The organism is Rania fehmarnensis, from assembly GCF_056494185.1.
The window spans coordinates 4,524,427-4,540,404 of the sequence record NZ_CM151398.1 but is presented as its reverse complement, the minus strand read 5'-3'; the positions used below and the strand labels follow the sequence as shown (position 1 = coordinate 4,540,404).

General features: G+C 54.0%; 10 protein-coding genes, 1 tRNA gene and 1 pseudogene. 6 read left to right on the top strand and 6 right to left on the bottom strand.

Annotated features, from left to right (window positions below; translation table 11 throughout):
* Positions 1 to 18: 18 nt before the first annotated feature.
* A complete protein-coding gene (locus SH573x_RS15585) occupies positions 19 to 4,221 on the bottom strand; it encodes a DUF1553 domain-containing protein (RefSeq protein ID WP_479356498.1) in 4,203 nt (1,400 codons plus the stop codon).
* A 124-nt stretch (positions 4,222 to 4,345) separates the two neighbouring features.
* On the opposite strand from SH573x_RS15585, the gene SH573x_RS15580 reads away from it, so the two are divergent.
* On the top strand, positions 4,346 to 6,862 hold the full coding sequence (locus SH573x_RS15580) for an alpha/beta fold hydrolase (RefSeq protein ID WP_479356497.1): 2,517 nt from the start codon (positions 4,346 to 4,348) through the stop codon (positions 6,860 to 6,862).
* 98 nt (positions 6,863 to 6,960) lie between these two features.
* A complete protein-coding gene (locus SH573x_RS15575; RefSeq protein WP_479356496.1) occupies positions 6,961 to 7,539 on the top strand; it encodes an ECF-type sigma factor in 579 nt (192 codons plus the stop codon).
* A gap of 158 nt (positions 7,540 to 7,697) precedes the next feature.
* Here the strand turns inward: SH573x_RS15575 and SH573x_RS15570 are convergent, their stop codons facing one another.
* On the bottom strand, positions 7,698 to 9,413 hold the full coding sequence (locus tag SH573x_RS15570) for a CocE/NonD family hydrolase (RefSeq protein ID WP_479356495.1): 1,716 nt from the start codon (positions 9,411 to 9,413) through the stop codon (positions 7,698 to 7,700).
* A 210-nt stretch (positions 9,414 to 9,623) separates the two neighbouring features.
* On the opposite strand from SH573x_RS15570, the gene SH573x_RS15565 reads away from it, so the two are divergent.
* The 4 genes from SH573x_RS15565 (at position 9,624) to SH573x_RS15550 (ending at position 12,590) form a co-directional block, all read left to right on the top strand.
* Complete coding sequence (locus SH573x_RS15565) at positions 9,624 to 9,845, top strand: hypothetical protein (RefSeq protein WP_479356493.1); 222 nt, start codon at positions 9,624 to 9,626, stop codon at positions 9,843 to 9,845.
* A 53-nt stretch (positions 9,846 to 9,898) separates the two neighbouring features.
* The gene (locus SH573x_RS15560; RefSeq protein WP_479356491.1) at positions 9,899 to 11,467 is read left to right on the top strand and encodes a hypothetical protein; all 1,569 of its coding nucleotides are present in this window, start codon (positions 9,899 to 9,901) and stop codon (positions 11,465 to 11,467) included.
* A 299-nt stretch (positions 11,468 to 11,766) separates the two neighbouring features.
* Positions 11,767 to 11,839: transfer RNA gene (locus SH573x_RS15555), tRNA-Asn, on the top strand.
* 217 nt (positions 11,840 to 12,056) lie between these two features.
* Positions 12,057 to 12,590 carry a hypothetical protein gene (locus SH573x_RS15550; protein ID WP_479356490.1) on the top strand — a complete coding sequence of 178 codons (534 nt, stop codon included), beginning with the start codon at positions 12,057 to 12,059 and terminating at the stop codon, positions 12,588 to 12,590.
* On the opposite strand, the pseudogene SH573x_RS15545 reads toward SH573x_RS15550, so the two are convergent.
* The 4 genes and pseudogenes from SH573x_RS15545 to SH573x_RS15530 all read right to left on the bottom strand — a co-directional run.
* A pseudogene (locus tag SH573x_RS15545) lies at positions 12,519 to 13,556 on the bottom strand (recombinase family protein); the annotation flags it as partial. The gene SH573x_RS15550 and the pseudogene SH573x_RS15545 overlap by 72 nt on opposite strands.
* A 680-nt stretch (positions 13,557 to 14,236) precedes the next feature.
* On the bottom strand, positions 14,237 to 14,734 hold the full coding sequence (locus SH573x_RS15540) for an MT-A70 family methyltransferase (protein ID WP_479356488.1): 498 nt from the start codon (positions 14,732 to 14,734) through the stop codon (positions 14,237 to 14,239).
* Between the two features lie 483 nt (positions 14,735 to 15,217).
* Positions 15,218 to 15,625 (bottom strand): hypothetical protein, encoded by a 408-nt coding sequence (locus SH573x_RS15535; protein ID WP_479356486.1) that lies wholly within the window; start codon positions 15,623 to 15,625, stop codon positions 15,218 to 15,220.
* Between the two features lie 27 nt (positions 15,626 to 15,652).
* Positions 15,653 to 15,925, bottom strand: a complete 273-nt coding sequence (locus SH573x_RS15530) for a type I restriction endonuclease subunit M (protein WP_479356484.1) — start codon at positions 15,923 to 15,925, stop codon at positions 15,653 to 15,655.
* Positions 15,926 to 15,978 lie beyond the last annotated feature (53 nt).

Here is a 15,978-nt window from a genome sequence, read left to right as displayed (position 1 = left end):
ACCACCTGGTTATTCCTATCAGCGGTAGTAGATGAATTCTTTTGTATTGAAAATCGCATGCGCCACCTGAGCCCAAGCCGATTCATTATTCACAACATCATCGCCATCAGATACTTGATGTATAAAGTTTATCCACCAGGCGTACTCGTCAGAATTCGGCGACCGCGCGTAAGCCGCTAGAAACATCTGGTTCAGTCTGTCAGAAGCGTCGCGAGCTGGCAGGGTCAGCAACAATCGCGACCACTGCTGGGCGAGCTGCATGACCAGCGGATCATTCAGCAGTTGCAGAGCTTGGGTTGGTACATTAGTACTGTTGCGACGGCCGCTGGGAAGTTTCAAGTCAGGCAAATCAAAAGTCGTTAAGAACTTGGGCGGAGCCATTATGGACATGGTCAGGTAGAGTGAACGCCTGCCATGGCCATCAAGAGGTCCGGAAAACAGGCGTTTCGTTTCATCTTCGACGGTACGAGGTGGATTGATCGGGCGACCATATAGTTGACGATCGAGTTGACCGGACACCGCTAATAGCGCATCACGAATTTCTTCAGCTTGCATCCGCCGCGTGGCAAAGTGATGCAGCAGGCGATTGGCCGGGTCAACTTGCATGGCCAGTTGATCAACTTGCCCAGACTGACGAAATGTCTGGCTAAGTACCATCATCCGTACCAGGCGTTTGGTCGACCAACCATCTTCAATGAAGTGTCGCGCTAACCAGTCCAGCAACTCTGGATGCGACGGTTGTTCGCCCAGGCGGCCAAAATCATCGGGAGTGCCAACCAGTCCATGACCGAACACCCACTGCCAAACGCGATTGACATACACGCGAGCGGTGAGCGGATGTTCGTGAGTCAGCAGCGACTCGGCTAACTGCAGTCGACCACTGCCCTGCTCTTCCGCGATGCGATTGCGTGAGAGAAACATTTGCAGACCATCGGGATATACCAGCTCACCCATGGCATCGACATTGCCGCGCACATTGAAGTAGACGCCAGCTTTAGAAACCAGCCGCTCGTCCATGCTATTCACGGTTCGCGGAAATTCGATTGTGCTTTCCAGTTGCCGATATTCTTCGACCAAGTGGTATAGTTCGGTAGTTGGTCCGCAGTCTTGCGGCAGTAGACGCTGATCGAGCAAAAAATTCAGGCGATCGACATCGCCGGCCAGAGTCTCTCCTTGGCACCAACGTCGCACGGCAGAGTCAAACCACGCCACCACCCGCGATTCGATCTCGGCTTTGGTGAGGTGGCTCTGTGCATCCGGATAGAGGTCTAAGTAAACGTCGAGCACATTCTGCGGTGCAGTCGAGGTGTCGTGTGTGGCGATTCCGCAGATGCTCAACCAACTGCGCTTGTCAAATCCCATATCCTTGGCTGGCAGTCCAGCAGCCAATCCGATGCGTGGCGGAAAATTTGCGTTCAAAGCGGAGGTCGCAAAATCGATGGTCACACGCGTGACCCCATTCTTCAGAGCGGCATCAGCATAACTGCGCCACACAGGCTGGGCGTCTTTGAAGAAAGTCACGGTTTCGTTTTGAAACGAGTTCTCATCAAAGACCAGCGAACCACTATACTGCCCTCCTGCTAATTGCAGACTCGCAAACTGACCAGGCACAGTATGTTCAGGAGGCATACGCAGGACACCGGGCAGCTTGGATGATAGCGCGTGCGTATGCAAACCTTGTCGCAAGAACTGAGCGATGATGCCATCGCCCTCTAGCGCAATCAACGGTGTGCCATGCCCGACCCAGCCTGATTGAATGCCTTCGCCTTCCATCACCCAACCTTCGGGCAGCGTTGCCTGGGAAAAGTCGGTTAACACATGGATCGACTGGTTCTGCTGAATTCGCGTGGCACGCGTAGTTACAAATTCACTTTGCAGCTCTTGCCATGTCGAGGACCACTGGGCGTCATCGGCACTGGCACCCAGTTTCCACAACGGATAAAGCACATCGCCCAAGGCAGGCATGGGCGGTTTCTCGGCTTGCTTGAGCTTAACCACAACTTCGGTCAGCTGCTGCATCGACAATCCATAGTTTGACCACTGGCCAGCCAGCAGCTTGGCTATCCGGTCGCGCAGCTCACCTAAGCGTTGGATCACCGTAGCATTTTTGTCCGGAGCATCAGCCGGGCGACTAACCCAACGCGGTGTCATGAAAACTGCACCAAGCGCGTAATAGTCGCGCTGCGAAACCGCTTCGCGTTTATGATCGTGACAGCGGGCACAGGCTACCGTCGTTGCCAAAAAAACTTTGGAAAAGGCATCGATCTTATTGTTCATCATCTCTTGATGAATGCCGTTGAAGGCCAGGCTGCTGCCATGTCGATGTTCACCCAAGTGGTAAAACATGGGCCCAATAATACTTTCATTGATGCCCTGAGCCTGGTTGATGCGCGGTTCGCTTAGGAGATCTCCGGCCAACTGTTCGCGAAGAAAGTCAGCGTAGGGCAAATCATCATTGAAGGCTCGTATCAAATAGTCGCGATACTCGTGCGAGCCCTTGGCAGGATTGTCCCACTCATAACCGTAAGTATCTGTGTAGCGAACGGCATCCATCCAGTGCCTGGCCAGGCGTTCGCCGTAATGCGGTGATTCAAGCAAGTGATCTACCAACCACTGGTACGCTGCTTCGGCATCGACCTGACAGCGATGTAGATATTCAGCTCGCGTCTCACCCGTCAGGGGCAAACCGGTCAGGACCTGCGACAAGCGGCGTGCGATGACTTCGGGGCTGGCAGGTGGGGCGGGAGCCAGCGATGCAGATTGCAGCTTTTCGAATACAAATCGATCGATGGGTTGCGTGGACCAATTGTCTTTAATTAACAAAGGTGGAGACACAGCTCGCATTGGTTTGAGGCTCCACCAGTCGAGCCGCTTTTGAAATTCTTCAGCCCAACTATCGGTACTCGGATCTTCTGCTTTTGTTTGGTCACGGCGCGGATCGATGGCTCCACTGCGAACCCAATGAGTAAGTACGTCGACATCTTCGAGTGAGAGTTTCTCGCCGGGCGGCATCTTGAGGTCTTTATCCAAGTGCAGAACAGCTTGAATCAGCAAACTGGACTCGGGTTTGCCAGGCACAACAGCTGGTCCCGATCGACCGCCCACTTCCCAGCCGACTCGCGAATCCAACCGCAACTTGGCTTCTTGCACATTCTGGTCATGGCACTCTAAACAGTGTTGATGCAAGAGCGGTCGAACTTTGTTTTCGAAGAAGGCCAGTTTCTCATCGGTTTCGGCTAGCGCATCAACCGTTGGCGCATGAAACTCGGGGCGGCGCGGGGCAGTTCCGATGACCATGCTGGCTGGACCTTGAACCTCGGGCCCTGCGATCAATCGCAAAGGTTTATCCAATGGTTCATCCACGCTCCACACGCTAACTGCGCCCCCTAGGCTAGCGCAGTACAACGTCTTGTCCGGTCCAATGGTCAAACTAAAGGGCGTCGATAGGCCTGAGTTGGCTTTGACCCAAACAGTTGATTCAACTTCACCGGCTGAATTAGTTGTGGATCGAAAGATCTGGCCACTGGCCGTCGACCAAAAGACTCGTCCGTCGCCGTCGACCGCGACGCCCCAAGGTGACTCTGGCGGGTTCTGGGCCGAGTTCTGGGCCCAGGGCTGGCTGGTAATGGCTGTTTCAGGCAAGCCCTTTAACATTGCGCGACGTATCGCGTGACCGCCGTAATCCGTGATCAGTAGATGGTCGCGGTCGATCGCAATTTGTGTTGTACCACCTGGCGAGGCGGTTACGATATCGCCTAACCATTGTCCACTGGGGTATTCGTAGGCTTTGACTTTGCCATCGATTTGACTGGCCACTAGCAAACGGTTTTCCCACCAGGTCATGCCTGTCGGGCGAAACAGGCGACCACCGTAACCTTCTGGGATATCGATGAAGGGTGTTAGACTACCACTACCACGTGGATCGAAACGTAATAGGTTGCCCACTTCGCCGGGCTTGCCGGTTGAGATGAGCCAACAACCATCCGGGGCCAACAGAATTGCATTGGCCGGAGGTAAAGCACTAATGAAAGTCCCGGTATGCTCTCCAGTGGCCAAGTCGTACCGCTGCACCGTACCCGAGTTATGCATCAGCACAAATAGCTCGTGCCGAGAGTTACGCTCATCGTCGGCCAAGCACCAAGTGGGAGCATGACCCAACATCGAAGCGATTAGGATCAGACCCAGGCGAACGAGCCAAATGGTTGAGGAGCCTGAGGGCATGGTCAGTAGCGGCGATGGTAGGAGGGTGCGCGAGGTGGGATGGTTTCGGTTATTGTAGTATGAATACTGTCGCGAGAGCTGCCCACCAGCCAATCAAAATCCAAGTTTTTGGAATCCCGACGCAATGACTGAGGCCGAGATTTTCCTTGCAGCCAGCCAAATGGATAGCAGTGCGCTGCGCGCAGCCTTTTTGGACTCGGTGTGTCGTGATGATCTTGCCCTGCGCAGCCGCATCGAATCGAAGTTGGCCCAATTCCAGAAGTTCGGCGACGCGCTGGACGAGTTTCCAGGCCAACTGGTGCGACGCGTGGCCCAGCTGCGAAGCGAGGATGCGACTGGTGAACTGCGAAGTAAGAGTGAATTCGATAAAGAGTTTGCCGATGGCTTATCGTCAGACCTGCGCGCTTTCGCCGCTGTACAAGAGTTCCAGCACTATCGCATTGTGAAGTGTTTGGGCGTCGGCGGCATGGGCGAGGTCTACCTGGCTGAAGACACGCGCCTCAATCGACCAGTGGCTATCAAAATTCTCCCGCGTCATCGAACGACCGATCAGTCGTGGATCCGACGTTTCAGCGTGGAAGCCAAAGCGGTCAGCCAACTGAATCATCCGAACATATTGACGATCTACGAAGTTGGAATTCACGAAAACCTTCACTATATGGCGACCGAGTTCGTTGACGGTCACACCTTGCGCGCGCTTCTATCAGGCTCTACCTGGCAGCCAACCAATTTAGTCCAACACGCCATCGCCATCGCCCGTGCACTCGAAGCGGCGCATGCGGCTGGCATCATCCATCGGGATCTCAAGCCCGAGAATATCATGATTCGCCGGGATGGACTGCTGAAGGTCTTGGACTTTGGATTGGCCAAGCAGTTCGAGCAAAAAGGTCAAACCTCGGAGCTCAGCACCGTTGAGCGACACACGCCGGTCACCGACGCTCATGTGGTGTTGGGTACGGTGCGGTATATGTCGCCCGAACAAGTCAGACGTCAACCTCTGGACTATCGATCGGATATGTTCAGCTTGGGCACGCTGCTGTATGAAATGTTCTGTGGACGCTTGCCCTTTTCGGGCGATGCGGACATCGATGTCATGGCCAGCATCTTGCAGAGTGAGCCATTGCCGATGCCTACAACTCTGCCTGACGAGTTGAAACATTTGATTGGTGCCCTCTTGCGCAAAGATCGCCAGCGTCGACTCTTTACAGCTCGTGAAGTTGTCGTTGAGCTGGAGTTGATCGACGAGCTGTTTCGCTCTTATAGTGTTGCGACCTCCGCCGCCACATCGCCCAGCAATCAATTGACCGATGCCGCACGCAGCGATGACACCGCGGAGATGTTGCTGTCCAGTCCCGAGGTTCGCTATACGCTCAGTGGTGATGTAAACATCGCGTATCAAGTACTAGGCGCTGGCGAAATCGATATTGTCTTTGTGATGGGTTGGGTGTCCCACTTGGATTGGTTCTGGAAGCATCCGACCTTTGCTTCGTTTCTAAGACGCCTGGCCAAATTTTCACGCTTGATCCTGTTTGACAAACGCGGTACAGGTCTGTCGGACCGTGTGCCTACACAACAATTGCCAACGCTTGAACAACGTATGGATGATGTCCGCGCGGTGATGGAAGCAGTTGGTTCCGAGCGCGCAGTGCTGTGCGGGGTCTCGGAAGGCGGCCCCATGTCGGCTCTGTTTGCAGCCACTTATCCAGAGAAGACGACAGCCCTGATCATGATCGGCTGTTATGCTCGGAGATTAAAAGCCGAAGACTATCCGTGGGGACCCGACGAAGGTCAGCATGCAAAGTTCTTAGAAGACATTCGACTCAATTGGGGCGGGCCGGTAGGTATTGAGGCTCGCGCACCCAGTCTGGCTAACGACGCTGAGTTCCGTGCCTGGTGGGCGACTTACTTGCGCATGGGAGCCAGTCCAGGGGCAGTGCTGGCCTTGACGAAAATGAATGCGCAAATCGACGTGCGGCCTGTTTTACCGACCATCTGTGTTCCGACGTTGGTCATTCACCGCCAAGGCGACCAATGCCTGAAAGTCGAAGAAGGCCAATACCTGGCTGACAACATCCCGGGCGCCAAGTTTGTGGAGCTGCCAGGTAAAGATCATTTGCCCTTTGTGGGAAGGCAGGAAGAGATTCTCGAACCCATCGAAGAATTCTTGACGGGAGTAACGCACGATAGCCAAATCAAACATGTGCTGGCCACGGTGCTGACTGCAGAGTTCATGCAGTCTGAACCCTTGGAGGCTGTCAAGATTGCCCAGGCGCATGCCATTCGCGAAGTAGAGTTGTTCCGGGGCAAACGCTTTCCGCCTTTAGTTCGACGCGTGCAGGCTGCGTTTGATGGTCCAGCGCGAGCCGTGCGCGCGGCGATGGCCATGCGTTCATCCGCCCAGCGTTTGGGTACGGCCATGCGAATCGCCGTGCATACAGGCGAATGCGAAGTTCGCGATGATCAGCTGAGCGGTCCAGCCGCCGAGTCGGCCGATTGGTTACTGCAGCGCGCCACTATAGGACAGATCCTTGTCTCCAATACCGTCAAGGATCTCGTAGCCGGTTCAGAATTAAATTTCCACGTGCATGAAGAGGTTGTCAGTCCGGGCGCGATGCCTCGACTGATCTTCCAAGTTGGTTAATTGGTAGCCACCGCTGCCAAGCGGTGGAATTCGTCGCCAGAGGAGTCCACCGTCTGGCGACGGTGGCTACCTTGTGTGAAAGTTGGTTAGGTTTAACGATGAGTACTGGCCCCGATGACATAACGAAGATCCTGCAATCGCTTAGCGGTACAGATATCGCTTCGTCTGGCCAAAGTTCGGAGCGGTTGTTTGAAATCGTATACGACGAGTTGTACAAGCTGGCCTGCCATCGCATGCGTCAGGAGCAAATTGGACACACGTTGCAGCCGACCGCTTTGATCAACGAAGTCTACTTACGTTTGGTCTCGCCCGATGGCAACAAGCGCTGGGACAATACCGGTCACTTCTTCGCCGCCGCTGCACGGGCCATGCGTCAGATTTTGATAGACAACGCGCGCAGAAAGCTGGCCAAGAAACGCTCGGTGGAAGGGCATCGTGTCGACGTAGAATTCGATTTGGCTGCCCCAGAGATCGATGATCAAACACTAATCAGTCTGCACGAAGCACTTACTGAACTCGATAAGTACGATCCTCATCAAGCGCGTTTGGTCGAACTGCGCTTCTTTGGCGGCCTGAGCATGGAACAACTCTGCGAAACACTGAAAATCTCCAGAGCCACCGCGCACCGACATTGGAAACAAGCACAAGCCTGGCTATTCCTGCGCATGACCAACTAAGCCGAGGGCATTAGCCCCAGTTCCTTTGGAGTGCGGTGGCCTTAGCCACCGCTTTGATGTAACAACCAATCGTTCAAGGCGTTCGGTGTATTGGCCCAGGCAGCGCTAAGTTGGAGTAGGAACCGGGGCTAACGCCCACGGCTTAGTTAGAACCGGGGCTAATGCGCGCCACGTAGTGGCAACACAATATGCGATGCCGCATTGGGGCGATGAAAAACCTGTTCGGTGGCTATGGCCGTTTGGCTGCCGAAGATACCCTCAGCGGTATTGGGGTTGCGATCATACAACGGAAACAGAGCGCCGCAGATGTCGACGCGCATCCGATGCCCCTGCTTAATCGTCGCGGCGCACGGACCCAAGTCGATTGTTAGCTCGTAAGTCTGTCCTGCTACCAGCAACTCGGGCTCGAGGAGCGAGTTGCGATAACGTCCGCGCAAGATTCCTGTAGCCAGGTTCTGCGCAAAGCCGTCGGGATGAACATCGACCAGCTTGACCACCCAATCGGCATCCGGTGTATCCGCGCTGACGAACAGTTTGGCCTGAATGTTGCCTGCAAGCGTAACGGATTCCGTTAAAGGTTCCGTGTTATAGACCAGAATGTCATCGCGATCTTCCAGCGAACTTTGATCGATGGGTCCCCACTCAGCGGCTTTAAGTGGTCGCGTAGCTGTGACTGGGCAAGCCGGTATGGGATGGTTGGGATCCGCACGAAACGTATCATTGGGTTCTTCCTTGACTGGAGCTTCTCGTGAGAGCTGGCCGTCGCCGCGGCGTGAGTTAGCATGACCAGCTGAATGCAGATAGAACGGCGTGGCCTGAAAGCCCTCAGGTGGCCAAGTGCTGGCTTCTTGCCATTGATTATCGCCCATGGAAAAATATCGTACTGCGGGTTGTGGCTGTGACAGCGCAGCCGCATCCTGCTTGAGGTGGCGATTAAACCAATTCAGATGCAACTCGGTCATGTCGAGTGTCGCGGCTGGTCCGAAGTCGACTTCGGCGACTTTCGAGCGACCGATCGTACCATGATCCCAAGGACCGAGGACCAGCTGTTGCTGACTGGCCGTCTGGGGGTCGCTACTTTTAGTCTGCATGACTACAAAGTTGTCGACACTTTCGCGCGAGAAGAAATCGTAGTAACCCACTACATGCAACACAGGCAGTTTCACGTCGGGCAATTGCTCAGTCAGTTCCACTCGCTTCCAAAAGCCGCTGGGTTGTGGATGATTCAAATAGGCGTCTAGCCACGGCATCGACCAACCGATCGCTGTATCGACGTCGCTCAGAGGCAGCTTCATAAACGCCTCATCGAAGTCAGCTTGCACAGCCCCCGGCGGCTTAGGTGCATTGCCGGCCAGCCAACTGGCAATCAGCGACAATCGCACGGCCCCACCTAGGTACAGATTGCGATAGAAACTGCTCCAGGTTGCTTGCGGCGCGATCGTAACCAGGCCTGGCGGATGTTCAACCGCAGCTTGCCACTGCACGGCGCCTACATAAGAGCCGCCCATCATTCCGACTCGACCATTGCACCACGGTTGAGCGACCAGCCACTCAATCGTGTCGTAACCGTCTTGGCCCTCATTGTTATACGGAGCCAAGACGCCTTCGGAATCACGAGTGCCTCGACAGTCCTGGACGACAAACACATAGCCTGCCTGCGCGAAGCGTTCGGCGGTGGCTTTTTGCCTGGTGCGATCGTAAGGTGTCCGAATCAAGATGACCGGCGCGCGAGGAATGGTCGCGTCGCGATAAACGTCCGTAGCCAACTTAACACCGTCGCGCATAGCGATTGATTGCGTCTCAATCTGAATGTCGGCCCGCAGGAATGACGGCAGAGCCATCACGGCCAGTAGCAATGCAAGAGAGAATTTCATAACAGGGGCATCAAAAAGAGGAGGTGGGAAGTAGGGGACTTAACAGTAGCCAACGCCGCCACACGGTGCAAGCGTTGCATTCAATTGACAACTGCTTGGCTGCAGCGGCTAAGTACTTTCGTGTCATGTTGTTACCAGTAGATTACCACACTATAACTAGGTTTAACTATTGTCGACTGATTATGTTCACAGCGCTGTTCGCGTGCTTGGATGGGCGTTACACTAGTTTCCGTTAACGAACTTGGCATCATCTCAGTATTGCGCCTTGGGGATCGTTTTCGACCAACCGGTGTAATCTTTGAATCAACAATCGCGCCGCGAAGAAAAATCCTCGCGGATCGCCAGGTCAATATCGTCGACCAGGCCCCGCCCCAACGCGTGCGATCCTTGTTGCCATACCAGCATGATACCGACCAGGCACTTCGCGATTAGCTCGAAGTACGATATAGCGGCGGCGAAAGGCTACGACTTTTCGGGAAGTCCTCATGCAGTCAGCGGACAATCACCAACCTACGTTCTCGGAGCGAGCCGCTACGTTGGTTCTGCTGGTCATGGGTGTCACCTTTGGAACTTTTGCTGCCCTGGCGGGCCTCGGGTTGTTGAGGGGCCTGTTCATCGGTGGGATGACAATCTTAAGTGTGGTCTGGTCCGCGACCATCTTAGGCACTTTTGGCCCCACATCCGCGTTACTCTTCGGACTCTGTTGGCATGTGTGGCGTAAAGAGCGAATTGAACGGCAAGTGCGAACCACTTATCCAAAGCAGGCGTGGCGCCATCGGCTCGATTGGGTAGATCATCAAAGTCATCACGTGCTGACTCCGCGGGCTATCACCTGCTTGGGGCTGGCTCTGGCGATGAGCTCGATGACCATTGGTTGCCTGCTAATCTATTTGCTAGATCCCACAGGCGCCCAGGCCGATCCATCGGCAGTGGCGATGGTGATTCTCCTTTCAGGTTTTATTGTCATCGCGGCTGCGGGCATGGTCTATGCCCTATGGGTTGCTCGTGATGCTTATCGCTGGCGACATACTGTTTGCGAATTGATCGATGCTCCCTTCCGACGTGGCGGAGCTGTTCGATGTCAGATTCGCTGGCCAGCGTCGCTCCCTTTTCCGCGCTGGATCCATGTTTCGCTGCGCTGCACGTCGACGCGCATGACCAGGGCCGCGCAGTCGAGTAGGCATGTGGATGAGCGAGACTCGTATCAGGTCGATCACTTCGAGAACCAATATGTAGTCGACGGCAGTTTGATTGTGCGACGCGACGCGGACGCGTGGTTGCCTGTTCGTTTTAAGTTGCCAAGCACTGCTGCCGAGACTAACCGCAAAGAATCCACTAACTGGGAGGTTGCTTTGAGTTGGAGCGGAACGTGGGGACTGGTTCACAGTATAGAGTTTGATATACCGGTTTTCTCCACTGGCGATTCACTTCCGCGGGCTGATCAAGCGCAGGAGTTTGACGAAGCTTGTAAGTTTGATACCAGGTCGGGCTTTCCGCATGCAGCGCGAGCGCCCAGCTTATTGGAGTTGGCGGCTTGTTATGGTGGCCAGTTAAAGGAGCGTGGCCGATGCAACTGGGAATTGCGTTTGTCGCGACGCACTCATCGCCCGCTGCTGAGTGCGGTGACATCGGTGGCAGCGATCTTAGTATTTGGTGGAGGCGGACTGGCCGTGGGCTCGTGGGTCGGGGTGGCCATCGCCGCGCTACCCTGGGCCGCGCTGTGGATCACCCGGGGATCGCAGCGCCTTACGTGCGACGGCCATAGTTTGAAATATCAGCAGCCAACCTTTTGGGGTTGGAACACGCGGAGCCTGGCGTTGAGTGAAGTAAGCAGTTTTCAGTTTTCGCAGAGCGAAAATTCAGCCGCAGGTCTCGGCCTGCACCAGGTAACCGCACAGCTACACTCGGGAGAGCTCATTTCGGTTCTCAGCAATGCTCACAGTTTGCTATTGGCCAGTCGAGTAACCAAACTTCTGCAAGCCACCTTGTCCAAGGACGAGGCTCGGGAGACCGTCAGCGCCGAAGAAACCGAGGGCGCTGCGGGGGTGGGCTGATTCGAGCGAGGGTCTCGAGAAAAATTTTTGTCCAGGTGAACTTGTCACCGGCTGCCAATATCCTATAAAAGACGGCCTCAGTGGACGACCAGTTCGCGCGCCGGAGGTGGTGTTGCTAGAGCAGCAAGCGGCTTGTGCCGTTTATACCGCCCCAGAGCGCGAAAAAGAGTCCCGAGCGTCAGTAACCACCCCTGTGCCAGCCACAGGTGTCGGGTATACTCAAGCACACGTGCGTCCCACCGCTTCCAGCCAGCCATTCAGGCCTCCGCTGCGGGGCTCAAGTCGCACTCCAATCACCTTCCTCTGTAGCTCAGTTGGTAGAGCAGGCGGCTGTTAACCGCCGGGTCGTAGGTTCGAGTCCTACCGGAGGAGCTTTTCCGTCAGGTATACACACCAGACGGGATTCAGTTAACGAAACGGGAACGTCATCCTCTTGGATGGCGGTCCCGTTTTTCGTTTCAGGGCATGGATTTCCGTTGATCGGAAGCGTCTCCGGGCCCGCAGCACCCCAGTCGAAACCGCGATCAGGACAGACTTCCGGGAAAAGACGCATCGCGTACGTGCCGGTCTTTCCTTTGGCGTCCGTTGCATGCAACTCGACGACTTCGACGTAGTGGCGAATAAGCTGCGTTTTTTCCTCATCAGTAGCGGCGTCCAGAAGCTCGCCCACGTCTCCCCAATTGCGGATGAACGCCTTGGCGTCATCGCTGACTCGCTCCAATGGCTTCTGTCTTTTTTCAAGTTCCGAAAACTGCTTTTTGAGACCGCGTTCCTCGGTTTCGAGTTGGCTAAGTTCCGTTTCGATACTCGAGAGTGCATTCACACCTCGTTTTTTGAGGATTTCGACAAGTCGACCAATATCAGCTTTAGTCTTCTGATGCTGCCTTCGAAGGATATCCTCAGTTTGCCGCAATTTCTCGGATTCGGAATCCAAGCATGCGAGCGCTCGCTCGACGATTTTTTCACGTGCCTCGGCTCTACGACTGATTTCGCGAATACGTCCCAATACTGCTGGCTCCAAGGCTTCAGCCGGAATTCTCGGAGCACTGCAAGAGTACTTGCCCCCTTCATGGAGTTGGCGTGTGCAGGAGTAGTAGTAATGCGTGCGACTCCGGCCCGGTGACGAGTATCCGACCATGTGGGCACCGCACGAACAACGAAGCACGCCAGTGAGAAGATAGTGTCTCCCCTTGGGTTTGACTTTCAGACCTGTTCGCCGACGAGCCGTTTCTGCAATCTTGATCTGGACTCTGTCAAACTGCTCCTTTGCAATGATCGGTGAGTGATTGCCGTCGTGGACCGCGTCTCCCCAGCGAATCTGTCCGATGTACACGGGATTGCGCAATATCCCAGTGACCTTCTGCTTTGCAAATAAGTTACCGCCACGTTGTTTGCCCGACCGAGTTGTGTAGCTTGGATAACGTATGCCATTATCGCTGAGCCGACGGGTAACAGCTCCCGATGAACCGAGCTCTTCGAATCCATCAAAGATTTGTCGAACGAGCACAGCAGCACCTTCGTCGATTTCCAATTCACCCGGCTCATTCGGTTTCGATCTATAGCCGAGAATGTGTCCACCGTTCCAGAGCCCTCGTTCCACCCTATCTCGCATGATTGAAAAAGTCCGCTCGGCAGTCATGCTCCGTTCGAGTTGGGCGAAGACCATAATGATTTGGAGCATGGCCATACCCGCTGGAGACGAGGAGTCAAATTTCTCCCGAAGAGAAATGACATCCACGCTGTGCTCTGCAAAAAGCGCCCAAAGGTCCACAAAGTCTTTTAGACTTCGTGTGATGCGGTCGAGCTTAAAGCAGATAACGACATCAATGTTGCCTGCCGCAATATCGCGTTTCAATCTCTGCAACTGTGGCCGGTTCTGGTCCTTCGCCGACTTTCCTGCGTCGATGTAGAACTCTAGTGAGCCGACATCCCAATTTTCACGACGCGTTCTAAACTCAACTTCCTGTTCGATCTCGTTTTGTTGGGCGGTTAGGCTGTCGCCTTCATTGACTTGACGCTGTGACGATACTCGCACATAGCCTGCGATGCGAAGCGGTCGGATTTGCTTCGATTTTCCCTTCGACTTCATCTTCACACCTCGAAACCTTAGGACGTGGATTGGTCTTCCGCTTTGTTCATTGTATCGACTGGTTGTTTTTCGGAAATTGATCCGCCAGCAAGTCTCGCGAGAATCGAAGCAATCAGTTTCTGCCGCTCACCGTTTCGCGTCGACGGATCTAAGCTTGCGAGAGGGTGGTTCTCGTTTGCTGCAAGATCCGTATGTAAACGAAGAATCACACCGGTCGGCGAACGCGATCGCCGTCGCGGCTCTTCCGCGCGAGGCGTCAATTTCGAAGGTGATTTGCGTGATGCCATGGTTTGGATGACCTAACGGCACACTAAAGTTTATGGCCGTCATTCAAAAAACTCAGTAATTGCCCAGCGCTCAGTGGTTGGTTCTTGGTGTCAGAACGACTTCGACCAACGTATAGAACGCCAACTTCCAGTCCACGAAATGCTCAGCTTTGGCGCTTCTGAGCGTGAAACCGAAAGAACTTGATTGCAGGCAAGGTCTTCGTGATAGCCAGTGACATTCCCGTAATTAGCTTCGCCGTTGCGTAGGCGAAAGATGCTTAGAGGCCCTGGTATGGCGTGTGTATCAAGCGGGTAAGTCTTAGGTAAACCAGTAAAAGTGTTTCTCTACGGATGGGACCAATGGAGTCGGTACCCAAAAATTTTCGGCAAAACGATTCAGGAGCAAGTGGCCTGTCAGTCTCCGATCAGGCCACCAACGACTGTCCAACCCATCGCTGGGTAGCGTCCGAAAAGTTCCAAGTACGGACCGGGGCTAGCTCGTTCGATGAGGTCCCGAATACGCGGAGACGGGCAACCATTAGGTTCGCGATTACAGTGAATCCAACTTTGCAGACTCGACTCCATCAGCGGTAAATCTCCTCGCGTGCCCAGCAGCAAGAACTCATGTGAGTCGAGCCAATAGCGACTAGGCCGACCGTCGGAATTAATGCAAACCAGGCATCCACTGAATCGAAAGCCCCAATTCTCCATGACTTGTACTGCAGCAAGTAAGGAATCATTGGAAGCCCACATATGCAGATGGCAGTGGTCTTCAATCAAAGACGTAATCGGCAACTGGCTGAACGCGTTTACGAACAGCTCGTTGCCTTCACCAATCATCCAAGGTGGGTCTGCATAAACACATGCGAATTTTCGTCCCCCCTGCTGCAATAGTTCACCTACGCTTCGCAAGACAATACAGTTCCGCTCAACTACAATTGGTTGGGAACTTGGTGATACGCCTTGAGCAGTGAATTCACCCGCGAATGCAACGCTACCAACTTCTCTTGTTTCCGTCGTAGTGGGACTGGAAGTATCCGTAGAGCGAGTATCACTGAACGGTAGGCTTCTCGGTTGTGTAGGCTTATCGTGCATTGGACGGCCTCTGGTTCATCCTTCGGTTTTATTGAGTTGCGGACTATCTCTGCTCGTTGTTTGTATTGCGTGAGCGACTAGTCACTTTTGGTTGATTTATGATCCAGTTGTGCGCTTCATCGAGCACATGTCTCATAACTGGAATGTCTTCTGCATTGAAACGAGTCGACTCAACCCACCTGTCGTCATTCCGAACCAGTCTGCACACTGAAACAACATGCTGAATTGCTGTCCCCTTGCGAATACTTCGGATGGTTGCGACGATTTGGCCAGCCCTAATTTCGTGTGTTCGGTGGCGGTTCATTTGAGCTTCCTACGAGTGCGATTCTCGCTCTTAGTAATTTCATCAAGCTTGTTGACCAAACTCTGCAACGTGTTGCGTTGTTGCGAGTCAATGCAGCCGTCGGCGAGTATCTCAAAGCCAATGACTTGAATGAGTTTTGCAACGTTCAACAGATCGCTGGGGTGTAGCCAATTGGACACCGATCCTGTTGCAAAATCGGTTCGATGGATGTTGAAGCTGTATTGCCAACCGATCAACTCATCGCCCGTTTTGTAAAGTGCAGATGAAAGCGGTCCAGCTCCTATCATGGCATAGGGCTTTGGCTCAATCGTTATGTCTTCCAAGGTGTCAATTACCTCAAATGTTTGCATGTGTTCGAGAAAGAGTACGACTGGAAAACCAGTCGCACTCAAGAAAACCGTCATCTAAAACCAGCTAATTCGAAGAACGATTCAATACTCCGTTGTAAGAAGTACGGTCGTCATTGAGCGATCATGCTCTGTGATAACGTAGAAAGCCGTGCCGTTGGCCGAATGGTATCGAGATACCAATCGGAAGCCATGCTGTAGGCCGAACTGATTTTCTTGTTTATCTTCATTACACAGATCCCCCCAATCACCTTGCGAATGTCGAACAAATGCTGACAGCACTTCTGCTTGAGTCAGCTCTGCCATTGCGCCTCGAGTTACGACCATTTCCCCCAATGGAAACAGCGAACGTTTCATTGGTCCTTTGTATTGCATATGACCTCCATGTCACCTGGCAGATTGCATCTGCC